This is a genomic window from Streptomyces sp. NPDC050433 (genome assembly GCF_044458565.1).
In the GTDB taxonomy this organism is placed as follows: Bacteria; Actinomycetota; Actinomycetes; order Streptomycetales; family Streptomycetaceae; genus Streptomyces.
The window spans coordinates 104,960-131,077 of the sequence record NZ_JBITIB010000018.1 but is presented as its reverse complement, the minus strand read 5'-3'; the positions used below and the strand labels follow the sequence as shown (position 1 = coordinate 131,077).

Genomic DNA, 26,118 nt, shown 5'->3' with positions numbered 1-26,118 from the left:
CTCGCACGTTGATCCCCCTCGTACCCGAGTCAGCGGGCACCGCGGCCCGTGGCCGTGCCCTTGATCGCGTCCAGCGCGTAGACGCAGCGGTCCTTGCTGCACGCGTACACCACTCCCCCGCGCGCCACCGGTGAGCCCGTGATCTCCCCGCCCGTCGCCAGCTTCCAGCGGAGCTGTCCACCGCCGGCGTCCAGTGTGTAGAGGACATGGTCCGCCGAACCGAAGTGCAGCCTGCCGTCGGCCACGACGGGCGCGCCGACGACCTCGCCGCCGGCGGCGAAGCGCCACTTGGGCGTACCGGCCACCGCGTCCAGCGTGTAGAGCGCGCTGCCGCTGCCCACGTGCACGTTCCCGGCGGTGACCAGGACCGGTTCGAGGGACTGGCGGGCCTCGGTGGCGATGCGCCAGCGGTCCTTGCCGGTGGTGGCGTCCAGCGCGTACACCGTGCCGAGATAGTCGGCCAGATACACACCGCCGCCGGTCACGGCCGGGCCGGGCGCGAAGGCGGGGGGCGAGAGGAAGACGGCGGGCGCCTCGAAGTGCCAGCGCACATGCCCGCTCGCGATGTCGATCGACAGCACGCGAGTGCCCGCGGCGACGTACACATAACCGTCCGACGCGGGCACCAGGCGGATCGGCACACCGCCGCAGGACGCGCCGTCGCCGATGGGATACGACCAGCGCTCGCCGCCGGTGCGCGCGTCGAGCGCCCGGAGGCGGGCGTTCTGCCATACGTACACCGTGCCGTCGAAGATCGCGGGCCCCGCCTCCGGTGTCTCGAAGTCGGTCTGGGCGCCGCTGACTTCCCACAGCTTCTCGCCGTTGGACGCCTCCCACGCCTGGACGCCGCCGCCGCGCGTACCGGTGACGACGGTGCCCCGGTCCGTCTTGAGCGAATACACCCAGGCGTCGGTCTGGAGCCGCCAGCGCTCCGTGCCGTCCGAGCCGTCGAGCGCGTAGAGGGTGGGGCCGTCGGAGGCGTGGATACGGCCCCCGGCGACGGCCATCGCCCACGCGACGTCGCGGGTCTTGAACTGCCGGCGCCCGCTGCCCACGTCAAGCGCGTGCACCTCGAACGACGTGACGTAGAGCAGATCGCCGTCGACGACGGGGGTGCCCCAGACGTCGTTCGACATCCGGAAGCGCCAGGGCCGCCAGCGGCCCGGTGCGGCGCCGCCGTCGGGGGCGGGCGCGGGTGCGGGCACCGGCGGTACGGCGGGGGGCGCGACAGCGCTGGTGGGCAGCTCCCCGCCGTTCGGCCCGGCGGGGGGCCGGATCCAGCCGGTGGCCGGTCCGGCGTCGACAGCGGCAGCGCCACGGCCGTCGGGGACGCGGGGGCCGGGGCCGATCGGCACGGGGGAGCCGGAGAGCCTGACGGGGCCCCCGGGGCCACCGGCGGCCGGTCCCGCCCCGACGGGCACGGGGGCGCCGTGTCCGCGGCCCTGCCCTCCCTGGCCTTCGCCGTCGCGCTGCCACGCGGCGTCCCAGTCGGGCGAATGCGGGGGCGGCGGCGGTTCGTGGGAGGGCGGCGGCGGCAGCGGGGGACGCGCGGCAGCGGCGGCGGCAGCCGCGTTGACCCGTCCGCCGCCGCGACGCTCCTCGATCATCTCGGTGGCGGACGCGGGCAGCCAGGCCGAAGCCGTACCGCTGTCGTCACTGCCCGAGGCGAAGAGATGCGGGGCGAGTTGGGACTGGAGATCGGCGGGCGAGGGGCGCTGGGAGGCGTCCATCTGCATGCACGATTCGATGAGCGGGCGCAGCTCGTCCGGCAGCCCTTCCAGATTCGGCCCCTCGCGCAGCAGCATGAAGACGGTCTCGACCGGGTTGGCCCCGTGGAAGGGTGCGTGCCCGGTGGCGGCGAAGACGAGGGTGGAGCCGAGCGAGAAGACATCGCTCGCGCCCGTGACACTGCGGGAGTCGCGCGCCTGCTCGGGCGACATGTATGCCGGGGTGCCGACGGCCACGTTGGTCATGGTGAGCCGGGTGTTGGAGACGCCGGACGCGATACCGAAGTCGATGACGCGCGGCCCGTCCTCCACGACCAGCACGTTCGACGGCTTGAGGTCGCGGTGGACCAGGCCCTCGCCGTGGATGGACTGGAGGGCCTCGGCGATTCCCGCGGCGAGCCAGCGCACGCCCTGCACGGGCAGCGGGCCGCACCGGTTGACCATCTCTTCGAGGGAGGGCGCGGGAACATAGGCCGTGGCGAGCCAGGGCACGGCGGCCCGTGGGTCGGCGTCCACGACGGCGGCCGTGTAGAAGCCGCTGACCGCGCGGGCGGCCTCCACCTCGCGTGTGAAACGGACACGGAACAGCTGGTCCTCGGCGAGCTCGGTCCGCACCGTCTTGATCGCCACGCGCCGGCCCGAGGCCGAGCGCGCGAGATAGACGAGCCCCATACCGCCCGCCCCGAGGCGTCCGAGCACCTCGAAGGGCCCGATACGTCTGGGATCGTGCTGCGTCAGCTGCTCCACTTGCCTGCCACCTCCCCGTACGGGCCACAAAGGTACGGCCCCCTGTCCCCTGATTCTTCCTGTCGGGCGCGATGGTTGCGAACCCGGGGGCGGATCGGGGTGTCTCACCCTGTTTCGGACAGAAAGTGTGCGAACGGCCTCCTACGGAGTGAGTATCACGCCCGTAAGAGTCCTGACGCGTACGGCCCAACAGGGGTTGCTTCAGCCCCTGCCCCCTCATCCCCCACACCCTCCTCATCCGCCTCAGGCCGCCTCCGGCTCCGCCAGGACCGCGAAGACCGCGCCCTGGTTGTCCACGAGGCTGGCGATCCGGCCGTACGGGGTGTCGGCGGCGGACTCCCGGACCCGGCCGCCCAGCCGTACGGCATCGGCGACCGTCTCGTCGCAGTCCGCCACGGAGAAGTAAACGAGGAAATGCCCCGGCATCTCCGCGGGAAATGCGTCGGTGATCACACTTCGCCCGGCGATCGCGCTGTCACTCCCCGGCTCGGAACCCGCCGGGGACCAGGCGCGGAAATCGACCGGTTCGCCCGGCAGGTCCTTGCCGACGAAGCCGAATACCGACTCGTAGAAGAGGTCGACGCTCTCCTTGTCCCTCGTATAGACCTCTGTCCAGCAGAAAGATCCGGGCTCACTCTGCTTTTCGAAGCCGGAGTACGCCCTCGGCTGCCAGAGGCCGAAGACCGCGCCGCCGGGATCGACACCCTGCGCCATCGTGCCGTACGGCCCCACGGCTGTCGGATCCATCACCATTCCGCCCCCGGCCTCCTTGATTCGCACACTGAGCGCGGTGGCGTCCGATGTCGCGAAATAGACGCCCCAGGTGGTCGGCATACGCCCGTCCTGCTTCGCGGCGAGGGCGGCGACGCGCTTTCCGTCACTGAAAGCATTCGTGTAGTGCCCGTATGGCGCGCCGCCGTCCGCGCCGAATGTCCAGCCGAACAGCTCGCCGTAGAAACGCTTGCCCGCCTGGACGTCGGGAAGCGACACATCCACCCAGCACGGCGTACCTTCCGCGAATGCGGCCATGAGCCCGGATCCTTCCTTCGCGTGCGTACCGCCCGAGCGGGTGCGCCTTCCGGCCACGCTAATGGCGCATTCGACGTGGCGCAGGGCGGGGCAAATCGAACAATTGACTAATTATCTCCCGGTGAGGGCTTGTGCGCGTTGAGTTATCCACCAGAGTTGTCCACAGGCTGTTGATAACACTATTCCCGGTCACAGGCTCCGGGGCAGCCTCTTCCGCCCTCCTCTTCCGCCCCTCTTCTCGACCCCCGAGATGAGCGGGCGGTTCCCCATTTGCAGTCGGCCGAATCGCGCTCCGATCACCCCTCGGTAAGCTGACGGCATGACAGGACAAGTACGTACCGTCGACGGCCGCGTGGCCGGTCGGCGCGGCCAGGCGACGCGGCAGAAGCTGCTCGACTGCCTCAGCGAGATGCTCAGCACCTCGCCATATCGGGACGTCAAAGTCATCGACGTTGCCCGGAAGGCAGGCACTTCACCCGCGACCTTCTATCAGTACTTCCCGGACGTCGAGGGCGCTGTCCTTGAGATCGCCGAGGAAATGGCCAAGGAGGGAGCCGGATTGACGGAACTGGTCTCCGGGCGCTCCTGGGCGGGTAAAGCGGGGCGCCAGACTGCGGAAGAACTCGTAGAGGGATTCCTCGACTTCTGGCGCAAGAACGACGCGATCCTCAGGGTGATCGATCTTGGTGCCGCCGAGGGCGACAAGCGGTTCTACAAGATCCGCATGAAGATCCTGAGTTCGGTCACCAACTCCCTTACGGATTCCGTGAAGGAGCTCCAGTCCAAAGGCCGGGTCGGCAAGGACGTCAACCCCGCCGCGATGGCCGGCTCACTGGTCGTCATGCTCGCGGCGGTGGCCGGGCATCAGAAGGGCTTCCAGACCTGGGGCGTGAAGCAGGCCGAACTGAAGCCGAATCTGACCCTGTTGGTCCACCTGGGCATCACGGGCAAGAAGCCGGCTAAGTAGCCCGCGCAGCAGCCGGGCCCTCTCTCCGTCCTGTCACGCCGGCGGCGGATCAGCGAACTGATCCGCCGCCGGCGCTCCCGTATCACTGACGCCTCACGGGCGTCTCACGGGCCGGACGGCAGTACGCGTTCCACGAGGTCGCCGATCAGCCGCGCGGCCTCCTCCTCCGAGAAGACACCGGGCAGCGTGAGCCGTTCCACCACCAGCCAGTTGGCGGCCAGATAGATCATCTTGATCGCGTCGGCGTCACCGGGCAGCCCGGACGCCAGATGGTGCGTGACGTTCTGCTCGACGTCCTCACTGACACGCGCGGTCAGCACGGCGCGCAACTCGGGCCGCCGGGTGGCCTCCAGCCGCAGCTCCAGCAACGCGAGAAAACCCGTCCGGAACGCGGCGACCCGCTCCACCACCTGCCGTACCAACTCCGCTGTCCGCTCGCGGGTGTTGGGCCCGCCGACCATGTCCGCGACGGTGGCCTCGTCCGGAATCAGCCGCTCGTAGATCCGGTGCCCCACCTGGTTGAGCAGCTCGTCACGGCTCGTGAAGTAGTTGGACGCGGTGCCCTTGGGTACATCCGCCTCGACATCGACGGCCCGGAAGGTCAGCCCCCTGGCGCCGTCATGGGCGAGCACTTCGATCGCGGCGTCGACGAGCGCGGAGCGGCGGGCCAGGTTCTGTCGCATGGGGGTGGTCGCACCTTTCCAGTTGGCACCACTTCAGATGTAGTACTACACCCTAAGTGGCACGTCGCGGGCCTGAGCCATCACCTCGGAGTCCGCCGGGGCGAACGCGTCGGCCGGTGCCAGGTGGCGACAGCCACCAGGGACACGTCCGGGCTGTCCGGGGTCCCGGCGACGGGGAGACGGCCGACGATCACGGTCTCGCCGTACGCGCCCCTGGTGGTGCGGGCGAGCACGCCGTACCGGTCGGGCCGCCCGGTTGAATGGGTCCATGAGCAGCGACGAGCAGCAGCAGGCGTTCCGGGGCGTACTTCATGATCTGCGGACCTGGGAGAACGGGCCGGCCCGTTTCGAGGCCGACGATGCGCCCGACGAACCGCTGGCGTTGTTCCAGCGGTGGTTCCGGGAGGCCGTCGCCGCCGGACAGGTCGAGCCGCATGCCATGACGCTCGCGACCGTCGACGGCGACGGGCGCCCCGACGTACGCACACTCCTGCTGCACGACGCCGACGAGCGCGGCTGGCACTTCGCCTCGCACGCCACCAGCGCGAAGGGGCGCCAACTGGCCGCCCGACCGTGGGCCGCGCTCGGGTTCTACTGGCCCGTGCAGGGGCGGCAGATCCGGGTGCGGGGGGCGGTGAGTGCCGCAGGGGGCGAGGAGAGCCGGGCCGATCTGGCCGTACGGTCCACCGGTGCGCTCGCCGCCGCGCTTACCGGGCATCAGAGCGAAGTGCTCGGCTCCGCCGAGGAGTTGGCGCGCGCTTCGCGGGCCGCGTGGGAGCGGGCACAGGCCGAGCCGGACGCGCAGGTGCCGACGTGGACGCGGTACGTGCTCGACGCCGACGAGGTCGAGTTCTTCCAGGGCGACACCGAGCGCCGCCACATCCGGCTGCGCTACCGCCGCACGGACCTGGCAGTGCCCCACGGGAGCTGGTCGCGGGAACTCCTCTGGCCTTAGGCCCTGTCCGGCGGACAGGACCTAGACGCCGAAGCGGTCGCGCGACGTCTCGATGTGGTCGATGTACTGGTGGGTCCAGTCGCACATCCGGTGGACCGTCTCCCGCAGGGCCAGGCCCGGTTCGGTGAGGGTGTACTCGACCCTCGGCGGCACGGTCGGGTGCACGGTGCGCTCGGCGAGGCCGTTGCGTTCCAGCATGCGCAGGTTCTGGGTGAGCATCTTGTGGCTGATGCCCTCGACCTCGTTCCGTACCTCGCCGAAGCGCAGGGTGCGCTCCCCCAGCGCTTCGATGATCAACAGCGCCCACTTGTTGGCGACGTCGGAGAAGATCTCCCGCGCCAGGGAGTCGGCGCGCGCGAGGTCCGCGTTCTCGGGTGTGCCGCTGAGCTGCTTGGTCACCATCAGGTTCCCCAGTCACTGAAAAGTGCGTTCTTCCATGTCAGCGCACACTCTCCTATGGTTCCTGAGTAACCGCAAGAGACCGAAGAAGGAGCGCACGCATGGCCGTCAACCTGGTGAACCCGACCGGACTGCCCGAGACCGACATCTACCACCAGGTGTCCGTCGCGACCGGCTCGAAGCTGGTCTTCATCGCGGGGCAGGTCGCCTGGGGCCCCGACGGGGCCACCGTCGGCGAAGGCGACCTCGCCGCCCAGGTCGAGCGGTGCTACCTCAACGTCGGCACCGCGCTGGCCGGGGTCGGCGCCACCTTCGAGGACGTGGCGAAGCTGACGGTCTACGTCGTGGACTGGACCCCCGACAAGATGCCGCAGTTCCTGGACGGTGTCGCCCGCGCGTCCGCGAAGCTGGGGATCACCCCCGTATCGCCGGGCACACTGATCGGCGTCGCGGCACTGGACGTACCCGAGCATCTGGTCGAGGTCGAGGCCACCGCGGTCATCGACTGAACGTGCGCCACCGGCCCACCACGGCCCCCGCTCGGTAACCTGAACGGGTGACCACCGAGCTCCGCCTCCTGTCGCGGAATCGCTCAGGGTGTAGGAGAGAGAGAACTCATCGGGCCACGGCCTTCTCGGTCAGAGGGTCGACAGGGTGGTCGGCAGGGGGGTCAACAGCGGTGCGGGGCTGCCCGGTCAGGGCGAGGAACACGTTGTCCAGGTCGGGGGTGAGGACCGAAGGCTCCCCGGCCTCGATCGACTCCGCGTCCAGCAGGTCGAGCAGCGCGCGCAGCGACCGCACCCGCCCGTCGCTCGGGACTTGGAGCGTGAGCGCGTCGTCGTCGCGCGGCATGTCGTCGAGCGTCCGCGACAGCGCCCGTACCGCCACCTCGAACGTGTCGGCGTCGGCGAACCCCAACCGCACATGGCCGCCGGGAATCAGCCGCTTCAGCTCCTCCGCCGTGCCCTCGGCGACGAGCCTGCCGTGGTCCAGCACCGCGATGCGGTCGGCGAGTTGGTCGGCCTCTTCGAGGTACTGGGTGGTGAGGAAGATGGTCACTCCGTGGTCCGCGACAAGGCGGCGGATGATCTCCCACATGGTGCGGCGGCTGCGCGGGTCGAGCCCGGTGGTCGGTTCGTCCAGGAAGATGACGCGCGGGTCGCCGACGAGGGTCATGGCCAGGTCGAGCCGGCGCCGCATCCCGCCGGAGCAGGTCGACGCCATCTTCTCGGCGGCGTCGGTGAGATCGAACTGCTCCAGCAGCTCCGTCGTACGCCGCCGGCCCGCCGCACGGCCCAGATGGCGCAGGTCGGCCATCAGGTGCAGATTCTCCCGGCCGCTCAACAGCCCGTCCACGGCGGAGAATTGGCCGGTGACGCCGATCGCGTGGCGTGCGGAGTCGGGCTCGCGCGCCAGGTCGTGCCCGGCGACGCGCATCTCTCCGGCGTCGGCCCGGATGAGCGTGGAGAGGATCTGGACGGCGGTCGTCTTGCCGGCGCCGTTGGGGCCGAGCAGCGCGAAGACCATGCCCTCGGCGACTTCGAGGCCGAGGCCGTCGAGGACGAGCTTGTCACCGTACGACTCGCGCGGCCCGTTCGCGCTGATCGCGAGCGGCGTCAAGGCCGGTGTGGGTTTCGTAGTCGTGACTCCACCCACGCGTAAACGTGCGGGCTTCCTGTGTCGGTGGCTAGGCCACGTCGCAGAGGGCCAGCCCGGCCCTGTTGAGGACGTTCGTCGCGCCGACGTGGTCCGCGTTCGCAGCGAACCCGCATCTGACGCATTCGAACTTCGATTGGGTGGCGCGGTTCTCCGCGCTGACATGCCCGCATTCGGGACACGTGCGGGAGGTGTTGCGCGCGTCCACCGGGACCACGAGGCGACCGGCACTCTCAGCCTTGTTCGCCAGGATTCCGAGGAACTGCGCCCAACCCGCGTCGAGGATGCTGCGGTTGAGTCCGGCCTTCGCGGCAGTGCCGTTCGGCAGAAAGCTGCCGGGCTGCTCGGGGTCCGCCTTGGGGGTGGGGCTTTTGGTCATGCCCGCCGTGTTCAGCCGCTCGTGTGCGATCACGTCGTGGGCGGTGATGAGGGTGCGGGCAGTCTTGTGGTGGAAGTCGGCGCGCTGCCGCCGGATCCTGCCGTACAGATTGGCGACCTTCCGGACGGCGGCACGGTGACGCTTGGTGCGCTGCCGGGTCCGCTCGGGGAACGTCGCGAGGTGTCGCTGTGCTTCGGCGAGTTCGTCGGCCATCGCCCGGAGGAAGCGCGGGTTGGTGACGTGTTCGCCGTCCGAGGTGGTCAGAAAGTGGGCTACGCCCATGTCGATACCGACGATTGCCCCGGTGGACGGCAGTGGCTCGGCGGGGACCTTCTCGCAGGAGAGGACGACGTACCAGCGGCTCCCTTCGCGTTTCACCGAGATCGTCTTGACGCGACCCCGTACGGGCCGGTGCTGATGCACGCGGACATGCCCGACGCCTTGAAGGCGGACGCGGGTCTGACGGTCATGCGGGGTGGAGTCCCAGCGGCAGCCATCGCCGTCCTTCGGGAAGGTGACGGTGTCGAAGTGCCCGACGCCCCTGAAGCGCGGGTAGCCCGGCGTCCGACCAGCCTTGACCCGCTTGAAGAATGCCTGGAACGCCTTGTCCAGCCGCCGCAGGGTGGCCTGCTGAGAGGAGAACGACCACCGTCCCTGCCGCTCGGGGTCGAAGGCCCGGATGTCCTTGAGCTGTGCGGACTGCTGCCCGTACTTGATGCTGGTCTTCGACGCATGCCGGTAGGCGTCGCGACGCTCCTGTAGTGCGCCGTTGGAGAGGGAGCAGTGGTCGCGCAGCATGTCGGTGAGCGCCACCGCCTGGCCCTTGGTGGGGCGGAGGAGGAACTTGTGCGCACGGATCACGAGCCACCCTCCTTCTTCCACGGACGTTCCCACTGGGTATTGATGTACTTCTCGACCGTCGCCGCCGATACGGCACCGACCGATGCGGCGAAGTACGACGACGACCACAGCGTGGGCATCCGCGACTTCAGGTGGGGGAACTCCTCGCGCAGCACGCGGGAGGTGAAGCCCTTGAACTGGTTCGCCACGTACGAGGCTGACGACTTCGGGTCGTGTTTGACGAAGAGGTGGACGTGGTCGGGCATCACCTCAAGGGCGATGATCTCCCAGCCGCGTTCGTCAGACTTCTGCCGGATCAGCTCGTCCAGGCGTTCCGCAACCCGGCCGCCGAGGACCGGACGGCGGTACTTCGGGCACCACACCACGTGGAGCCCGAGGTCGTACACGCCGCCGGAGAATCGGCGAACCTTCCTGGTCACGGGCATCCGACAAATATACACGCTCCGCAGGTCTAATGCGCCAGAGAGGCGACACAGGCGAACAGTGCAGACCCGTGCACCCAGTTGAGGTCAGAGCAACCCAGAGAAGCCACTCCCCACCCCGCTAAAGCGGGGCGTCCCCCGGCTAGGCCTTGATGGGAGCAGCGTGCGGGCCGTCGGATTCACGCCGCTTTCACAGCGGTTTCAGCCGCCGCACGCAGAACTTACCCCGACGTAACCGATTCGCAATCGATTCCCATCTTGACCGAGACCCAACAAGTGGCCGCTCGATTACGCTCAGCTGTCATGTCCAGCGCCATCGACCTCACCAACGGCCGCCCCGTGTACGTCATCGGCGGCGGACCCGGCGGTCTCGCCGTCGCCGCCGCACTCGGCGCGCGGGGCGTACGAGCCGTCGTACTGGAGAGGTCCCAGGCCGTCGGGGCTTCCTGGCGCGGCCACTACGACCGGCTCCATCTGCACACCACCCGCAGGCTGTCCGCGCTGCCGGGTCTCCCGATGCCTCGGTCCTTCGGGCGCTGGGTCTCGGTCAAGAACATGGTCCGCTATCTGGAGAAGTACGCGGAGTTCCACGGCCTGGAGGTCGTCACCCGCGTCGAGGTCACGGGCATCGAGCGTTCGGCGGACGGCGAGAGCTGGGTGCTGCGCGCGACCGGGGGCCGGGAGCTGACGGGGAGCGCCGTCGTCGTCGCGACCGGGTACAGCAACACGCCACGGCTGCCGGACTGGCCGGGGGCGGAGGCGTACGCCGGGGAGTTGCTGCACGCGGGCGCGTACCGGAACTCCCGCCCGTACCAGGGCAAGGACGTCCTGGTCGTCGGCGCCGGCAACACGGGCGCGGAGATCGCGGTCGACCTGGTGGAGGGCGGCGCGGCGCGGGTACGTCTCGCGATCCGTACCGTCCCGCACATCGTGCGCCGCTCGACCCTCGGCTGGTCGGCGCAGCGCACCGGCATCCTGGTCCGGCGGCTGCCGGAGCGGCTGGTCGACCGGGCGGGCGAGATCATGTGCAGGATCGCGGTGCCCGATCTCGCGGACCGGGGGCTGCCGCGCCCCGACACCGGGCTGTACTCGCGGGTGCGCGAGGGGGCGATCCCGGTGCAGGACGTGGGGCTGCTCGCGGCGGTGGGCAAGGGTGAGGTCGAACCGGTCGCGGCGGTCGAGTCGTTCGACGACGACAAGGTGGTACTGGCGGACGGTTCACGGATCTCGCCCGACGCGGTGATCGCCGCGACCGGCTACCGCCGGGGTCTGGAGGGCCTGGTGGGGCATCTGGGTGTGCTGGACGAGCGGGGGTGTCCGGTGGTGCGCGGCGGGCGGACGTCGGAGCGGGCGCCGGGGCTGTACTTCACGGGGTTCACGAATCCGATCAGCGGGATGCTGCGCGAGCTGGCCATGGACGCGGAGCGGATAGCGAAGGCGGTCAGGCCTCAAGCGGTCAAGTAGCGCGCGCTCAAGCCGCGTTGACCTTTCCCGCTCCGGCGCGGCTCCTGATCATCAGGGCCATCAGCGCCGCCGCCGCGCACAGCGCGCCGGAGGCGTACCAGACCATGCTGTACGAGCCGGTGACGTCCCGCACCATGCCGCCCGCGAACGCGACGACCCCGGCGCCGATCTGGTGCGAGGCGAGCACCCAGCCGAAGACGATGGCGCTGTCCGCGCCGTAGTACGCGCGGCACAGGGCGATCGTCGGCGGGACGGTCGCGACCCAGTCCAGGCCGTAGAAGATGATGAAGAACAGCATCGGCGGCCGGACGTCCGGGGCGAGCAGCATCGGCAGGAAGAGCAGCGAGACGCCGCGCAGCGCGTAGTAGACGGCGAGCAGCCGGCGCGCGTCGTAGCGGTCGGTGAGCCAGCCGGAGGCGATCGTGCCGACGATGTCGAAGACACCGATCACGGCGAGGAGCGAAGCGGCGGTCGTGATCTGCATGCCGTGGTCGTGCGCGGCGGGGATGAAGTGGGTCTTGACCAGGCCGTTCGTGGAGGCGCCACAGATCGCAAACGTTCCGGCGAGCAGCCAGAAGGGCCCGGTGCGGGCGGCCTTGAACAGGACGGTGACGGCCCGCCGTGCCGCGCCGGTGACGGGTGGCGGCTTGGGCTTGAACTCCTCGGAGCCGTACGCCGGAAGCCCCACGTCCGCCGGGTGGTCGCGCAGCAGCAGCCAGACGAACGGGACGACGACGAGCGCGGACATCGCGACGGTGATGGAGGCGGGGCGCCAGCCGTGGTTCGCCACGAGCCAGGAGAGCAGCGGCAGGAACACCAGTTGCCCCGAGGCGCCGGCGGCGGTGAGGATGCCGGTGACGAGCCCGCGCCGGGCGACGAACCAGCGGTCGGTGACGGTGGCGGCGAAGGCCAGGGCCATCGAGCCGGTGCCGAGGCCGACGAGGACGCCCCAGTAGAGGACCATCTGCCAGGCGGCGGTCATCACGACGGTGAGCGCGGAGCCGGTGGCTATCACGGTCAGCGCGACGGCGACGACGCGGCGTATCCCGAACCGGTCCATGAGCGCGGCGGCGAACGGCGCGGTGAGCCCGTACAGCGCGAGATTGACCGATACGGCGAACCCGATCTCGCCGCGCGACCAGCCGAACTCCGAGTGCAGCGGCTCGATGAGCAGTCCGGGCAGCGAGGCGAAGGCGGCGGCGCCGACGATGGTCACGAAGGTGACGGCGGCGACGAACCAGGCCCGGTGGAAGCGGGGGCGGCGGCTGCGGGGAGTCGGGGTGACGGCTTCTGCGGGCGTACCGGCGGGAGAATCGGCGGGAGTCTCGGCTGTCTGTGTCACGTCAAGAAGCATCCGTGCCCGGCGCCCGCCGCACGAGTGGCCCGAGGGACAGCGACCACTAGGATCGGGCCAGCGCGCCGGCCGGTCACCGGGTCTGCCCCTCGGCCGGTTCGTCCTTGTCGGACACTTCGCCGACCGGTTCGCCCTGCGGTGACTGCTGACGGACCACCCGACGCAGCTCGCGGATCGGCCGCGCCGCGAACAGCACCCCGCACACCAGCACGTTCACCACCGCCCCGCCCACCAGCACCTCGCGCATCCCGACCGCCTCCGCCACCGGGCCCGCCAGCGCGCGGCCGACGGCGAGCATGATCAGGGACCCCGCCACGTCGTACGCGTGGAGCCGGTTCAGCGCCTCCGGCGGGATCATCGTCTGGACCGTCGTGGACCACATCACGATCCAGAACGCGAGGCCCACACCGCCCGCGAAGAACCCGGCGGCGAGCAGCGGCAGCGGGACGTCGTACGCCAGCACCAGCAGGTTCGCCACGACTCCGAACAGCGCGACCGTCCCCGCGAACAGGGGTCTCGCCGGGCGCAGCCGCATCGCCAGCAGCCCGCCCGCGACGTTGCCCGCCCCGTGCACGGTCATCATCAGGCCGAACATGGCGGAGCTGTACCGCTCGGTGACCACCACCGCCTCCAGCGGCACCAGCGGCCCGAGCACCGTGACGCCGTACACCAGCCAGACCGCGATCACGCCCCACAGCCAGGACCGCGCCCGGAACTCGCGCCAGCCGCCGACCAGTTCGGTGAGCATCGAGTCGCCGCGCACCGGCCGCATGGTCGGCGTCCGGACCAGGAAGAGACAGATCCCGCTGACGCCGAACGTCGCCGCGTTGACCGCGAAGATCGTGCCGGGCCCGCCGAACCCGGCCAGCGCTCCCGCCGCCGCGGGACCCGCCATCGTCGCCAGGGACTCGGCGACGCGCAGCACCGCGTTGCCGCGCTGGACGTCGGGTGAGAGCACCGGCAGCATGCTGGCCACGCCGGGCTGGAAGAGCGCGGCGCCGAGCCCGTTGAGGGCGCTCAGCGCGTACACGAGCCAGAGCGCCGGCGCTTCCCCGGCGAAGACGGCCACGAGGCCCGCCGTGCCGATCAGGCGCATGACATCGGCGAGGACCATCATCCGGCGCGGGGTGAAGCGGTCCGCGAGCACACCGCCGAAGAGTACGAACCCGGCGAAGCAGACCATCCACGCGCCGAGCGCGAAGCTGACGGAGGACGCGCCGTGGCCCGCGTCGAGCAGTCCGGCGGCGAGCGCGACGGGCACCATGCCGTCACCGAAGCGCGCCACGGTCCTGGCGAGGAAGAAGAGACGGAAGTTACGGTTCCACAGCTGGGTCCCGTCCGCGTCGCCGGTGGCGGGAATAGCGGGGTCGTTCGGACGCTTGGCAGTCACAGAGTCGACAGATACCAGGGACTGGTCTGGACCACCAGGGGAATTCGTATGACGGACACGCGCGGGAAGGCGGGAGGATGTCAGTGAGCGGCGCCGGACGACGGCCGCGCCACCGGGTCGCGGTGCTGGCGCTCGACGGGGTCCTCCCGTTCGAACTGGGCATCCCCCAGCGGATCTTCGGCCGCGCCAAGAGCCCCGAGGGCGCCCGGCTGTACGACGTGATCACCTGCTCGATCCGCCCGCCGGGCCCGGTCCGTACGCAGGCGGACTTCGACATCCTCGTGGAGAACGGTCCTGAGGCGCTGGCCACCGCCGACACGGTGCTGATCCCTGCCTCGTACGAACTCGGCCCGGTCTACGAGGAGGGCAGGCTCACCGCCGAACTCGCCGCCGCCCTCGCCCATCTGCGCCCCGGCGTCCGTCTGGTCTCCATCTGCACCGGCGGTTACGTGCTCGCCGCCGCCGGCTTCCTCGACGGCCGGCCCGCCTCCACCCACTGGTCGTCGGCCGCGCACTTCCAGCGGACCTTCCCGCGGATCAAGGTCGACGCGGACGTGCTCTTCATCGACGACGGCGATGTCCTGACCTCGGCCGGGGTCGCCGCCGGGATCGATCTCTGTCTGCACATCGTGCGCCGCGACCACGGGACGGCGGTCGCCAACGACGTCGCGCGGCGTACGGTCGTCCCGCCGCACCGGGACGGCGGCCAGGCGCAGTACATCCAACGCCCCGTTCCCGACGTCCAGTTGGCGACCACCACCACGGCCAGGGCCTGGGCACTCGCCCGGCTGCACGAGCCGATCCAGCTGCGGGACATGGCGGAACAGGAGTCGATGTCCGTCCGGACGTTCACGCGCCGCTTCCGCGAGGAGGCCGGGATCAGCCCCGGACAGTGGCTGGTCCAGCAGCGGGTCGAGCGGGCGCGGTATCTGCTGGAGGCGTCGGATCTCTCCGTCGGCCAGATCGCGCGGGACGCGGGGTTCGGTACGGCGCAGTCCATGCGCCAGCATCTCCAGGCGGCGCTCGGTGTCTCGCCGACGGTCTACCGGCGGACGTTCCGCGCGGTGGACGGCGATGGCGTCGGCGACCGCGTTCAGGACCGTCCGACGGCCTTCGGCGACCCGTCGGTCCCGGCGGCCCCGTCGGGGCGGTCCAGGTCGCGATCAGCGTCGCGGTCGCGGTCACGCTCGCGGTCCAGCTCCACGGACCGGCCCGTCACCGACAGGTCCACCGCGTAGCGCCCCATCCCGCCGTGCCGCACGGGCGCCGGTGTCGGTGTCGGCGGCACGTACTGCGCGTCCTCGCCCGGCTCGCTCCGGTCCACCTCGCACCAGATCCGCTTGCCCGAGCCCTCCGGCTGCCAGCCCCACCGGTCGGCGAGCCCGTCGACCAGCTCCAGTCCCCGCCCGTTGGTGTCCTCGCCCTGCGCGTGGCGCGGACAGGGCGGCCGTGCGCTGGTGTCGGCGACCTCGACCCGTACCGTCCCGGCCTCGGCGGCCCCCGAGCCGAACAGCATCCGCAGCACGGCCGGACAGCCGGTGTGCACCACGGCGTTGGTGACCAGTTCCGAGATCAGCAGGATCAGTGTCTCCGCCAGCGGCTCGTCGTCGTTCATCCCGGAGCCGACGAGTCGCGACCGGGCCCATCGACGGGCCCGCCCGACCTCCGCCGGATCGGCCCCGACCTCCAACTGCATCTGAAGAACCTGCACCGCTCACACCATCCGAACCGGCGGGCACATCGCCTCGCGCCTCGACAAGGTCCACGACAAGGTCACAGAACGTGATTCCCTTGTGGGACAGCATGGTTGACGTACAGTCACCGCAACAAGCGCTTCGGGCATATTCCATCGCGAAGGAGTACGCGTGAGGCATACTGTGCGACGCGCTCTGCGGGGAGTCGAACAACGACGCGTAAGGCGCCTTCGAACGGTGCTGTCGGCAGGCATTCCCTGGTCCGGCGTCGCCGTACTGGCCACACCGGATCCGTCGCGCCTCACCACCACTCGCACCCGAGCGAGCGTACCGGAGCCCGCCGCCGACTCCGGCCCGTGACGGGTCGCACTAAGGACACAACCCGGTATCGACATGCGCGGCAGCCGTCTTGTCACGCACAGTGATGCTCTCCGGTACGCCTGCGTTCTACGGCTCCGGCGTCACGTAGTACGCGGCGAACGCCGTCAGGATCTCCTCCTCGGTGATCCGGCCGTCGCCGTCCCCGTCCAGCCCCCCGGCGGCCTGTGCCGCCACGGCCGGCTCCGTGCCCAGCACGAGCAGCACCCGCTCGGCCGCCGCCGGCGTCACGCCGCCGCCGTCCTCGTCCGCGATGGCGATCACCGCGTGCAGAAAGGGCCGGGCGATCTCGGCGAAACGCTTCGGGTTGTCGCGCAGCCTCTTCGCCGCGCCGGTGATGAATTCCTGCCGGGTGACCCGCTGGTCACCGTCGACGTCCGCGATGCCCGCCATGCCCTGCCAGAAGGCCTCGGCCCCGTTGTAGAGGGCCTGTCCCTTCTCGGATCGTGCGGTGACGCCGAACTCCGCGAGCAGTGCCGCTGCCGCTGCGCTGAAGTCCTCGCGGTCGATGTAGCCGTTGCCGTCCTGGTCGAAGGCTGCGAACCGGGAGGCGATCTTGCCCTCGTACTCTGCGCTGTCCATGTCTGGGAGCGTACGACGCCGGAGGCCCGCCGTGTGTGGGCTTCAGGTCTGTCCGGCGGACAGCCCCTACGCCGACAGGGGCTGCGCCTCCTCGTCGACGGCGTCGGAGACGTCCGAGTAGACCTCGAAGAGGCGCCGCACGCCGAGAGCCCCGAGGACGCGATTGACGTGTGAGCCCTCCTCCGCGCCGTGGGCCGGCAGGATGAGATGCAGTCGGCCCTGGCAGGAGCGCATCAGCTTGCGCGAGGCGATCAGGACGCCGACGCCGCTGGAATCGCAGAAGAACACCTCGGACAGGTCCAGCACCAGTTCGCGGCGGCCGGCGGCGACCGCGTCATGGACATGCTGGCGCACCACGGGGGATGTCACGAGATCCAGCTCCCCGGTGATGCGCAGGACGGTCCACAGACCGTGCTCGTCCTTCTCGACCTTGAGCGTCACACCTGGACCTTCCCTCGAACCGAGTCGGCGACCTCCAGCGGATTTCCGGGTTCCGGACCTTCACCGGGGATCGTCCTCCTTTTTTCGCGGCTGCCCTTCTGGCCCTTCGTGAAACACAACGGCCGGGAACCGGGGAAATTCCTTATCAGGTCGGACGGTCTCAGGGGGCGCACTTGACGCAAAGGGGCGCACTTCGATGAGACTGGCCATTACATTCGAAACGGAGCAGGCACAGGGCTGGGGGTCTCATGGCAAAGGACACACCGCCCCGCTGGGACCGCAGGATGCAGCAGCGGCTCGCGCGGGGTGAGGCCGCCGCGCTCGGGGAGCTGTACGACCGCTTCGCCTCGCTCGTGCACAGCCTCGCGCACCGGGTGCTCGACGACAGCGAGGCCGCCGACCGGATAACGCGCGAGGTCTTCGGTTACGTGTGGGAGCACCCGGACGTCTTCGACCCCAAGCAGGGCTCGATGCGGTCCTGGATCGCCAAGCTCGCCCGCCTCCAGGCCGTGAACCGGCTGCGGCAGCTGGAGACGGCCGCCCACCAGGCCAGCGGCGAGGGCAGCGCGGAGGAGTTGGAGCAGAAGATCCGCGAGGCGTCCGCCGCCGCACGCGCCGACTACATCGTCACCTCCATGCCCGCTCCCCTGCGCGCCGCACTGGACCTGGCGTACTTCCAGCGCCGCGACTACCGGCAGACCGCCGCCGACCTCGGAGTCACCGAGGACGAGGCGCGGCGCCGGCTGCGGCTCGGTCTGCAACTGCTCTCGTCGGCGAACACCCGGCCCCTGGAGGGCTCCTCGCCGCCCGGACACGGACGGTCGCTGTGAGCGGGCCGCTCGACGGCGGCCGGAACGGCGGTCGCAGCAATCCGGACGAGCCCGACGGCGTACGAGGCATCCCGCGCATACCCGGCCAGCGCGCCGCCGCGGACGACCTGGAGCCGCCCGCGGCGGACGTGCTGCGCCGGGCCGTCGAAGACGCGGCGCGGGCCGCGCGGGCGGCGGAGGAGAACCGCGAACCGGAAGCGCCCCGTGAGCCCCATGAGCCCCGTGAGCCCGACGAGCCGGCCCACCCGCCCGATCCGGACCCTCAGGACCCTCAGGACCCTCCGGCTCCGGAGCAGCACATGACCGGCGAGCGGCACCACCCGGACGACTCGCCGCCGCCCTCGCACTCCGTACTGAAGTCCCTGCTCGGCGCCTGGGCGCTGGCCGCCTGCTCACCGGAGGAGACGACCCACGTCGAGAACCACCTCACCGAGTGCGCGCCGTGCGCCGACGAGGCCCTCAAACTGCGGGACGCCGTCGGCCTGTTGCAGACCGACCGCAATCTCGATCTCCCGCCGCTGCTGCGGGCGCGCGTGCTGGAGAACTGCCTGGACCGCCGGGCCGCCCGTATCCCGGTGCCGGTGTGGGCCACCCCGTACGACGCCGAGACCGCCCGGCTCGACGCCCTCCTGCGCGACTTCGGCGACGCGGAGTGGCACGCGCCGCTCCAGCTCAAGTGGTTCGAGAAGGAGGAACCCACCACGCGCAGGGCCACGGTCGCCGGGGTCATCGGGCATCTGATGACCGTCGACGGGCTGGTCGCGTCGGCGCTGGGACTCGAAGATCCGCTGGGCGCGCGGGCGCCGCTGTCGCCGACCGACCGGACCGAGGAGTTCTGGCGTACGGCGCACCCGCCGCCCACCCGCACGATCCGCGAGCCGTGGCGCGACCAGAGCCACACAATGATCAGGACGGTGTCCTTCGCGGGGCGTGGGGTGGCCGAACTGTCCGTCTCGTACGGCGAGTTCGCCCTGCCGTTGCGTGACGCGCTGATCGACCGGGCCTTCGAGTGCTGGATACACGGCTGGGACATCGCCGAGGCGGTGAACTACCCGTATCCGAAGCCGAGTGGTCCGCATCTGCGCGTGATGATCGACCTCGCCGCACAGCTGATCCCGTCCGCCCTCGCGGGCCGCCGCCGCGCGGGCCTGGCGTCGCCCGCCCAGAACCTGGTCGTGCCGGGTTCGCCGGGGCGGTCGCTGCATCTGGAGGTGGAGGGCGCGGGCGGCGGCGACTGGTACATCGCGCTGGACTCACCGGCGGCGGTCGGCACGGCCGAGCGTGCGGTGGCCCAAGTGGCGCTGGACGACGTGGAGTTCTGCCAGCTGGTGGCGGGGCACATCTCACCGGAGGAAGCGGCGGCCGGTCAGTGCGGCGACCGCGAGGCGATCCGGGACGTGCTGTTCGCGGCGGCTTCGCTGAGCCGGCTGTAGGGGCGGCGCTACTTTCGCAACAGGACCTAGCCGAAGATCACCGTGCGGCGGCCGTTCAGCAGGATCCGGTGCTCCGCGTGCCACTTCACCGCGCGTGCCAGTGCCTGGCACTCCACGTCCCGGCCGATCGCGACCAGTTGCTCCGGGGTGACCTCGTGGCCGACGCGCTCGACCTCCTGCTCGATGATCGGGCCCTCGTCGAGGTCGGCCGTCACATAGTGCGCGGTCGCGCCGATCAGCTTCACGCCCCTGGCGTGCGCCTGGTGGTAGGGCTTGGCGCCCTTGAAGCTCGGCAGGAAGGAGTGGTGGATGTTGATGATCCGGCCGTTGAGCTGCTTGCACAGATCGTCGGAGATGACCTGCATGTAGCGGGCCAGCACCACCAGTTCGACGTCCTCGGCGCGTACCAGCTCCAGCAGTTCGGCCTCGGCCGCCGCCTTGGTGTCCTTCGTCACGGGGATGTGGTGGAAGGGGATGTCGTACGAGGCGACCAACTCGGCGAAATCCGTGTGGTTGGAGACGACGGCGGCGATGTCGACGGGGAGCGCGCCGGTCCGCGACCGGAAGAGCAGGTCGTTCAGGCAGTGGCCGAACTTGCTGACCATCAGGATGATCCGCATCCGGTCCCCGGCCTGGTGGAGCTGCCAGTCCATCCGGAAGGAGTCCCCCACGGCGGCGAAGCTCGCCCGCAGCTTCTCCAGCGTCACCGGCACCTCGGCCGAGAAGTGGACCCGCATGAAGAACAGCCCCGTGTCACGGTCGCCGAACTGCTGGCTGTCCTCGATGTTGCAGCCGGTCATGAAGAGAAAGCTGGACACGGCGTGCACGATGCCCTGCTTGTCCGGGCAGGACAACGTCAGGACGTACTGGTCGGACGGGGCGGGCCGGTCGGCCTGGGCGGCGGGCTGCTGCGGGGCACTCATGACCCCAGAGGATCCCATACGGGACGAGCGCGGGCGGTTCGTGACCGCCAGGCGGACCGCGTCGCGCGGATCGCGTCACGCGAGGTGCGCCGGACGTCAGGCGGACCGCGTCAGGCCGACCGCGTCAGGATCCGCAGCACGTCCAGCGAGCGCGGCACCGTGTCCGGGTCCTCGCCGTCGTTGACGGCCAGCCTCACGTGCGCCTCGCGCGCGGCCCGTACCGCCTCCGGCCAGCCGTGGTGCTCCAGATACACCGAGATCGGGGCGTCCGGCCCCACCTGGTGCATGATCCGCAGCACCCGCAGCACGGCGACGTCGACCAGCGCGGCCTCGCCGGAGTCGCGGAAGATCGTCCCGACGTATTTCTCCGCCGACCAGTTGTCCAGCCAGGTGTCCTCGACCAGCCGGTACACGGCGTCGGTGACGTCGCCGTACCCCTCTCGGCCGGCCAGCCAGTACTCCTGGTGGAAGACGGGATCGGAAAGCATGTGCAGCGCCGAGCGCACATTGCTGCGCCAGCGCCACCAGGGAATGTCATTGAGCGGCATGCCGCCCATGGTGGATGAGCGACTGCCACGACGGGAAGAGTTATCCGAACCTTGCTGCACAGGAGTCGATCGTACGGTCCGGCCTCGGGCGGTCACATGGCCCCCCGCAATTCACCTCCTGGTCATCTCCGGTTGAACAACCCCAACCTGGCAGTTACCCACAGACCGGAAGTGTGCGGACACATGACCGGTAGGCAGCAGCCCTCCTCCCCCCGCCCCTCCCGCCGGACTCAGGCGGCCCGCGTCGTGTGCACGCTGGCGGCCGGGGCGTCGCTGGTCACCGGGTGCGGTGTGCTCCCTGGAAACCCCGGGGGCTCCAGGGAGCCGGTCACGGTCATGACCTGGGCACCCGAGGGCACCGGCGCGACGAACATGCCGGGCATGCCGGCCATGGCCAAGGCGTACGCGCGCTGGGTCAACGCGGCGGGCGGTATCGACGGCCACGAGCTGCGCGTGCTGACCTGCAACGAGCGCAACACCTCGGCGGGCGCGGCGGACTGCGCACGGCTGGCCGCCGACAAGGACGTCACGGCCGTCGTCGGCTCGTACAGCCAGCACGGCAACGCCTTCATGGCGCCGCTGGAGGCGGCCGGGATCCCCTATCTCGGGGGCTACGGCATCACCGAGCGGGAGTTCTCCAGCTTCGTCTCGTATCCGGTCAACGGAGGCCAGGCGTCGCTGCTGGCGGGGAACGGTATACAGCTGGGCGGGGAGTGCGACCGGGTGTCGATCGTGCGGCCCGACACGATAACGGGCGACGCGATGCCGGAACTGCTCAACTCCGGTCTCAGCAAGGGCCAGGGCAAGAGTGACAGCGGCGGCGGGAAGGCGAAGGACATCCGCGCCGCCGAGGACGCCACCGACTACTTCGACTCGGCACAGAAGGCCCGCGAGAACGCGGCCACCGCCGCCGACGGCTGCGTCACGGCGGTGCTCGGCGACCGTACGGAAACGTTCTTCGACTCCTACCGGCGCCTCCCCGACGACGGTGGAACCGTCCGTATCTCCTCCGTCCTCGGCAGCGTCGGCCAGCCCCTGGTGGACCGGACGGGCGGCTCGAAGGGCGTCTTCGAGGGCGCGTACGTCACGGGCTGGTACCCGGAGGCGGAGGATCCGGCGTGGCAGCCGATGCGGGACGTGATCCGTAAGCACGCGTTCGGCGACGACAGCATCGACCCGGCCGACCCCGGCGTCCAGACCACCTGGATCGCCTTCACCGCGCTCAAGTCGGTCATCGAGTCGGTCGGCAAGGACACGATCTCCTCCGGCACGCTCTCGCACGCGCTGGACAAGGGCGCGAAGGTCGACACCGGGGGCCTCACCCCCACACTGCGCTGGCGCTACGAGGACATGCTCGGCTCCCCCGGCTACCCGCGCATCGTGAACAGCGAGGTGACGTTCCAGGTGGTGCGCGAGGGCCGGCTGGTGTCCCTGCGGGACGGTTTCGTGGACGTACGGGGCACCTTGAGCGACGCGGGCCGGAGCGCGTAGGGCGTAGGACACGCGGCCGGGTCGGGCCGGGTCGGGTCGGGTCGGGTCGGGTCGGGTCAACCGGACCCTGCTGGCCTTCCTGGCCCGCCGCACCCGACCCGGATCGCGGGCGATCCGGGTCGGCTCACAGCTCCGTCGGGGCGCGCTTCGTGAGGCCGTACTCGGACGCGATGCCGTTCCACAGGCCCGACGCCTTGCGCTTCGCCGCCGTCGCCTCGCCGCTCGCGGCGTGGCCCTCGGAGGCCGACTTCGTCGTACGGGCCTTGCCGTCCTTGCAGCCCTTCTTCGTCTTCGCCTCGCCCGCCCAGGTCGCGTAGTGGTCGTCCGCCGACGCGGACGCCTCCCACGCCTTGGTCAGCGAGGACGACAACTGGCCGTGCCGGGGCAGCTTGTCGAGGTTGAGTTCCTTGAGCCGGGCGACCAGGTCGCGGCGCTGGTCGGCCGCGCCCTGGAGGTCGCTGACGGCCTTGTCCAGATTCTGGCAGGTCTTGATGGACTCGACCGCGCTGATCACCGCCGCCCGGCTGTCGTTGCTCTCGGCGAGGAGCTTGTCCAACTCCTGCGCCTGCGGCTTGGCGGGGTCGTCCTCGGCCGGGTCGGGGCCCGGGGCCGACGGTGAGGACTCCGAGGACACGGTCTGGTTGTTGTCCTGCTTCTTGGAGTCGTCGCCGCTCATCAGCCAGCCGGCGCCGAGGCCGAGGACGGCGCAGCCGACCACGACGGCGGCGATCAGCGGGAGCGGTGAGGTCTTGCGGCGCCCGGCGGCCCGGCCCTGCGGGCCCGACGGCTCCTGGGGGCCGCGCGGCTGGGCGTACGGGGGCGGCGGCGTGCCGCCCTGCCCGTAACCCTGCTGCCCGTAACCCTGCTGGGCGTGCCGCTGGGGGCCGCCCCTGCCCCGGCCGGGACCCGCGCCCGGACCCGCGCCCGGATCGAAGTGCGGCAACTGCTGTGTCTCGTCCGGGGCGTTCGGCCCGCCGGGGGCCTCCGTACGGAAGAGGCTGTCGAACTCGGCGGGCGGCTGGCGGTCGCCTGGGGCGCCGGGCCTGATGCCGAACGGCGCGCCGGGGGGCACGGCCGGGATGTCGTGCGGGCCGGTCGGCGGGATGGGCGCGATGAACTGCGTGGCGTCCGCGTCCGAGGTGCCCTGCGCGGGCGGCTGGGCGGTGCCGAGGTACTGGGTGGATTCGGCGGGGCGCTCGGGCGGCAGCCCGCCGGGGCTCTGGCCCTGCTGGTACTGCGGCACCGGCGGTATGTACTGCGTGGCGTCGGCGGGCCCGGCGGCCGGCGCCTGTGCCGGCGGCACCGGCGGCAGATACTGCGTCGCGTCCGCGCTGCCGCCGGGAGGCGGTGCCTCGGCCGGCAGCGGCTGCGCGCCGTACGTGCCGCCCTGCGGCGCCCCGTACTGCTGCGGCGGAAGCTGCTGCGAGGGCTGCGGCGGAAGCTGCGGTTGCGGCTGCGGTTGGGCGGGCGGCAGGGGCTGCTGGTGCGCCTGGTACGGCTGCTGCTGGGGCGGCATGGGCGGCTGGGCCTGCTGAGGCGCCTGGGACTGTTGCGGGTAGCCGTAACTGCCGCCCCCGGTCCCGCTTCCGTACGCCCCGTAAGCACCCACGTCCGGCAGCTGGGGCTCCGGCTCCGGCTCGGGAAGCGACTGTGGCGCGCCCGGACCCCAGGGCTGCCCCCACGGCTGCCCGCCCGCCGGGCCGCCAGGATCGGCCGGGGGCGGGAGCTGCGCCGGGGCGCCGGGGATCAAGGGCGGGCCGCCGTCGGCGGGCAGCACGATGCCTTCGTGCGCGGGCCGAGCGGCAGGCGACTGCGGCTCGTCCCTTTGTCCGCTTTGCGTCACCGGGGCTCCTAGTGTGGACCTACGGAATCGTCAGTTCACGCTACCGGGTGAATCAGCCGCCCTGCTACGCGCCTGGAACCAGTCACGCCCCGCCTGTTCAAGACACCCCCCGTCAACCCCGTTGACGCGGATCGATCGGGCCGACCACCCGCCGCCGCCCCCACGGCCGGCCCCGCCCCTTCCCTCCCCGGTCACGGACGCGCCGCCCCGGTAACACCGCACCCCGCCCACCACCGCGCCACCGTCGTGCGGTGGCTCTGCGACCACCGCACGACGGACGCCCACGACCGCCGCACCGCCTGACCCCCGGCGGAAGTTGTAGCAAAGCCGTGTCACGCGGCCTGGATCTCCAGCCGGGCGGTGAACTCCCGCACCGCCGGCTCCGCGCCGTACGGCTCCAACCGCTGCTGGAGATCGTCCAGATACTCCGCCCCTCTGCTGGAGCGCAGCGTGCCGAGCAGCTCCGCCGCGCGCGTGCCCGTACGGCACGCCTCCTCCACCTCGCGCTGCTGGATCTGTGCCGTGGCCAGCAGGACCAGGCCGATCGCCCGCCGCCTGGCCCGTGTCTCCGGGTGCCCCGCCAGCGCGTCGGACGCGTGGCGCGCCGCCGCCTGGGCCTGTCCCAGATCTCGGTAGCAGTGCGCCAACTCGTCGGACAGATAGGCCTGGTCGAAGTGCGCGATCCACACCGGGTCCTCGTCGGCCTCCGGATCGGCGTGCTCCAGCGCGGTGAGCGCCCGGCCCGCGACCGCGTGGCACTGGCTCGCTTCGCCCATCAGCGCGTGCCCGCGCGCCTCGGCGGCCAGGAACATGGCCTGCGCCCTCGGGGTGACCTGCCCGCGCGCGCCTTCCTGCGCGGCCCGTGCCAACTGGGCGATCTCGCGCGGGTTTCCGAGCTGGGCCGCGAGATGGCTCATGGACGCGGCGAGCACATACCCGCCGTATCCCCGGTCCCCGGCGGCCTGCGCGAGCCGCAGCGACTGGATGTAATACCGCTGGGCGAGCCCGGGCTGGCCGGTGTCCACCGCCATGTACCCCGCCAGCTCGGTGAGTCGGGCGACGGTGGCGAAGAGCCTGCGGCCGACGCCTTCCCGATACGACCCCGAGAGCAGGCCCGACACCACGCTGTTCAGATAGTGCACGACGACGGGGCGGACATGGCCGCTGCCGAAGCGGTGGTCCAGATCGACCAGCGCGGCCGTCATGGCGGCGACCGCCGACACGTCCGAATCCCCCACCCGCGCACCGGTGTTGCGCGCCACGGACGCGTCCGCGCCCGTGATCAGCCAGTCCCTGCTCGGCTCGACGAGCGCCGACGACGCCACCGCCGATCCGGACAGGAAGTCACGCCGGCCGACATCGCTGCGCCACAGCTCGCAGACCTGCTCGATCGCGCCGATGACCGTCGGCGAGAACTGGAGGCCGACACCCGAGGCCAGGTTCTTGCCGTTGGCCATCCCCAGCTCGTCGATGGTGACCGTGCGCCCCAGCTTGCGGCCCAGCGCCTCGGCGATGATCCCCGGCGCCCGGCCGCGCGGCTGCTGTCCGCGCAACCAGCGCGCCACGGACGTCTTGTCGTAACGGAGGTCGAGACCGCGCTCCGTCCCGACCATGTTGACCCGGCGGGCGAGCCCGGCGTTGGAACAACCGGCCTCCTGGATGAGTGTTTGCAACCGTTCGTTCGGCTGACGGGCGACGAGAGGCCTGGCTGCCAATGGATACCCCCTGTGGCCGCAGTGATCGTTGGAGGGATCACTGCCCGGCGGAAACGCAGTAAATGCGTGCGATGGTCGAAATCAGCAATCTTCGGTAACTTTCAGGAAACGCCGCCCCTTTGGCACCGAGGTGTGTGACTCGCCTCACGCTCCCTCATGGGCAACCTCCGGTCACCGATTGTGGTTACCCATCCACACGCGGCAACT

At 70.9% G+C, this 26,118-nt stretch carries 24 protein-coding genes and 1 pseudogene; 8 read left to right on the top strand and 17 right to left on the bottom strand.

All coding sequences use genetic code 11. The features are described from left to right. Window positions 1–29: 29 nt before the first annotated feature. On the bottom strand, window positions 30–2,474 hold the full coding sequence (locus ACIBLA_RS22705) for a PQQ-binding-like beta-propeller repeat protein (RefSeq protein WP_399199615.1): 2,445 nt from the start codon (window positions 2,472–2,474) through the stop codon (window positions 30–32). A 243-nt stretch (window positions 2,475–2,717) separates the two neighbouring features. Beyond that, the gene (locus ACIBLA_RS22700) at window positions 2,718–3,503 is read right to left on the bottom strand and encodes a VOC family protein (protein WP_399199614.1); all 786 of its coding nucleotides are present in this window, start codon (window positions 3,501–3,503) and stop codon (window positions 2,718–2,720) included. A 319-nt stretch (window positions 3,504–3,822) separates the two neighbouring features. Between ACIBLA_RS22700 and ACIBLA_RS22695 the strand changes: the two genes are divergently transcribed. Further along, window positions 3,823–4,470 carry a TetR family transcriptional regulator gene (locus ACIBLA_RS22695; RefSeq protein WP_363242790.1) on the top strand — a complete coding sequence of 216 codons (648 nt, stop codon included), beginning with the start codon at window positions 3,823–3,825 and terminating at the stop codon, window positions 4,468–4,470. Window positions 4,471–4,574: 104 nt separating this feature from the next. Here ACIBLA_RS22695 and ACIBLA_RS22690 read toward each other — a convergent pair whose 3' ends face one another. Continuing rightward, window positions 4,575–5,153 (bottom strand): TetR/AcrR family transcriptional regulator, encoded by a 579-nt coding sequence (locus ACIBLA_RS22690; protein WP_399199613.1) that lies wholly within the window; start codon window positions 5,151–5,153, stop codon window positions 4,575–4,577. An 80-nt stretch (window positions 5,154–5,233) separates the two neighbouring features. Beyond that, complete coding sequence (locus ACIBLA_RS22685; RefSeq protein WP_363242788.1) at window positions 5,234–5,386, bottom strand: hypothetical protein; 153 nt, start codon at window positions 5,384–5,386, stop codon at window positions 5,234–5,236. 35 nt (window positions 5,387–5,421) lie between these two features. Here ACIBLA_RS22685 and ACIBLA_RS22680 point away from each other — a divergent pair, with 35 nt between their 5' ends. After that, window positions 5,422–6,108, top strand: coding sequence for a pyridoxal 5'-phosphate synthase (locus ACIBLA_RS22680; RefSeq protein WP_363242787.1), 687 nt, complete (start codon window positions 5,422–5,424; stop codon window positions 6,106–6,108). A 21-nt stretch (window positions 6,109–6,129) separates the two neighbouring features. On the opposite strand, the gene ACIBLA_RS22675 is transcribed toward ACIBLA_RS22680, so the two are convergent. Continuing rightward, a complete protein-coding gene (locus tag ACIBLA_RS22675; RefSeq protein ID WP_363242785.1) occupies window positions 6,130–6,510 on the bottom strand; it encodes a helix-turn-helix domain-containing protein in 381 nt (126 codons plus the stop codon). A gap of 98 nt (window positions 6,511–6,608) precedes the next feature. Here ACIBLA_RS22675 and ACIBLA_RS22670 point away from each other — a divergent pair, with 98 nt between their 5' ends. Next, complete coding sequence (locus tag ACIBLA_RS22670; RefSeq protein ID WP_363242784.1) at window positions 6,609–7,016, top strand: RidA family protein; 408 nt, start codon at window positions 6,609–6,611, stop codon at window positions 7,014–7,016. 106 nt (window positions 7,017–7,122) lie between these two features. Here ACIBLA_RS22670 and ACIBLA_RS22665 read toward each other — a convergent pair whose 3' ends face one another. From ACIBLA_RS22665 to tnpA, 3 genes are all read right to left on the bottom strand, one after another. Then, window positions 7,123–8,127 carry an ATP-binding cassette domain-containing protein gene (locus ACIBLA_RS22665; RefSeq protein WP_399199611.1) on the bottom strand — a complete coding sequence of 335 codons (1,005 nt, stop codon included), beginning with the start codon at window positions 8,125–8,127 and terminating at the stop codon, window positions 7,123–7,125. A gap of 67 nt (window positions 8,128–8,194) precedes the next feature. Continuing rightward, window positions 8,195–9,403: an RNA-guided endonuclease InsQ/TnpB family protein gene (locus tag ACIBLA_RS22660; RefSeq protein ID WP_399199610.1), complete on the bottom strand. Its 1,209-nt coding sequence runs from the start codon at window positions 9,401–9,403 to the stop codon at window positions 8,195–8,197. Beyond that, a complete protein-coding gene (tnpA, locus tag ACIBLA_RS22655; RefSeq protein WP_363242781.1) occupies window positions 9,400–9,828 on the bottom strand; it encodes an IS200/IS605 family transposase in 429 nt (142 codons plus the stop codon). Before tnpA ends, ACIBLA_RS22660 begins: the two co-directional genes overlap by 4 nt. 300 nt (window positions 9,829–10,128) lie before the next feature. Here tnpA and ACIBLA_RS22650 point away from each other — a divergent pair, with 300 nt between their 5' ends. Then, window positions 10,129–11,289 (top strand): flavin-containing monooxygenase, encoded by a 1,161-nt coding sequence (locus tag ACIBLA_RS22650; RefSeq protein ID WP_399199608.1) that lies wholly within the window; start codon window positions 10,129–10,131, stop codon window positions 11,287–11,289. A gap of 7 nt (window positions 11,290–11,296) precedes the next feature. Here ACIBLA_RS22650 and ACIBLA_RS22645 read toward each other — a convergent pair whose 3' ends face one another. After that, complete coding sequence (locus ACIBLA_RS22645; protein WP_399199607.1) at window positions 11,297–12,643, bottom strand: MFS transporter; 1,347 nt, start codon at window positions 12,641–12,643, stop codon at window positions 11,297–11,299. A gap of 73 nt (window positions 12,644–12,716) precedes the next feature. Beyond that, entirely contained in the window at window positions 12,717–14,033 is a 1,317-nt protein-coding gene (locus ACIBLA_RS22640) for an MFS transporter (RefSeq protein WP_363242778.1), read from the bottom strand. A 77-nt stretch (window positions 14,034–14,110) separates the two neighbouring features. Here ACIBLA_RS22640 and ACIBLA_RS22635 point away from each other — a divergent pair, with 77 nt between their 5' ends. Next, window positions 14,111–15,271: a GlxA family transcriptional regulator gene (locus tag ACIBLA_RS22635; protein WP_399199606.1), complete on the top strand. Its 1,161-nt coding sequence runs from the start codon at window positions 14,111–14,113 to the stop codon at window positions 15,269–15,271. Window positions 15,272–15,294: 23 nt separating this feature from the next. Here ACIBLA_RS22635 and ACIBLA_RS22630 read toward each other — a convergent pair. The 3 genes and pseudogenes from ACIBLA_RS22630 to ACIBLA_RS22620 all read right to left on the bottom strand — a co-directional run. Continuing rightward, window positions 15,295–15,744, bottom strand: a pseudogene (locus tag ACIBLA_RS22630) (ATP-binding protein); the annotation flags it as partial. A gap of 430 nt (window positions 15,745–16,174) precedes the next feature. Further along, window positions 16,175–16,687, bottom strand: a complete 513-nt coding sequence (locus tag ACIBLA_RS22625; protein WP_363242776.1) for an EF-hand domain-containing protein — start codon at window positions 16,685–16,687, stop codon at window positions 16,175–16,177. A gap of 66 nt (window positions 16,688–16,753) precedes the next feature. Continuing rightward, window positions 16,754–17,128, bottom strand: a complete 375-nt coding sequence (locus tag ACIBLA_RS22620; protein WP_363242775.1) for an STAS domain-containing protein — start codon at window positions 17,126–17,128, stop codon at window positions 16,754–16,756. 248 nt (window positions 17,129–17,376) lie between these two features. Between ACIBLA_RS22620 and ACIBLA_RS22615 the strand changes: the two genes are divergently transcribed. Further along, the gene (locus ACIBLA_RS22615; protein ID WP_363242774.1) at window positions 17,377–17,958 is read left to right on the top strand and encodes a sigma-70 family RNA polymerase sigma factor; all 582 of its coding nucleotides are present in this window, start codon (window positions 17,377–17,379) and stop codon (window positions 17,956–17,958) included. Next, window positions 17,955–19,391: a maleylpyruvate isomerase N-terminal domain-containing protein gene (locus ACIBLA_RS22610; protein WP_363242773.1), complete on the top strand. Its 1,437-nt coding sequence runs from the start codon at window positions 17,955–17,957 to the stop codon at window positions 19,389–19,391. Before ACIBLA_RS22615 ends, ACIBLA_RS22610 begins: the two co-directional genes overlap by 4 nt. Window positions 19,392–19,417: 26 nt before the next feature. Here the strand turns inward: ACIBLA_RS22610 and purU are convergent, their stop codons facing one another. Together purU and ACIBLA_RS22600 are read right to left on the bottom strand one after the other, a co-directional pair. After that, complete coding sequence (purU, locus tag ACIBLA_RS22605; RefSeq protein WP_363242772.1) at window positions 19,418–20,314, bottom strand: formyltetrahydrofolate deformylase; 897 nt, start codon at window positions 20,312–20,314, stop codon at window positions 19,418–19,420. A 110-nt stretch (window positions 20,315–20,424) separates the two neighbouring features. Further along, the gene (locus ACIBLA_RS22600) at window positions 20,425–20,862 is read right to left on the bottom strand and encodes a hypothetical protein (RefSeq protein ID WP_363242771.1); all 438 of its coding nucleotides are present in this window, start codon (window positions 20,860–20,862) and stop codon (window positions 20,425–20,427) included. A gap of 183 nt (window positions 20,863–21,045) precedes the next feature. Here ACIBLA_RS22600 and ACIBLA_RS22595 point away from each other — a divergent pair, with 183 nt between their 5' ends. Next, a complete protein-coding gene (locus tag ACIBLA_RS22595; protein ID WP_399199605.1) occupies window positions 21,046–22,353 on the top strand; it encodes an ABC transporter substrate-binding protein in 1,308 nt (435 codons plus the stop codon). Window positions 22,354–22,477: 124 nt separating this feature from the next. Here ACIBLA_RS22595 and ACIBLA_RS22590 read toward each other — a convergent pair whose 3' ends face one another. Both ACIBLA_RS22590 and ACIBLA_RS22585 read right to left on the bottom strand, forming a co-directional pair. Further along, window positions 22,478–24,196, bottom strand: a complete 1,719-nt coding sequence (locus tag ACIBLA_RS22590) for a hypothetical protein (protein WP_399199604.1) — start codon at window positions 24,194–24,196, stop codon at window positions 22,478–22,480. A gap of 332 nt (window positions 24,197–24,528) precedes the next feature. Continuing rightward, window positions 24,529–25,911, bottom strand: a complete 1,383-nt coding sequence (locus ACIBLA_RS22585) for a transcriptional regulator (protein ID WP_363242768.1) — start codon at window positions 25,909–25,911, stop codon at window positions 24,529–24,531. Between the last annotated feature and the right edge of the window lie 207 nt (window positions 25,912–26,118).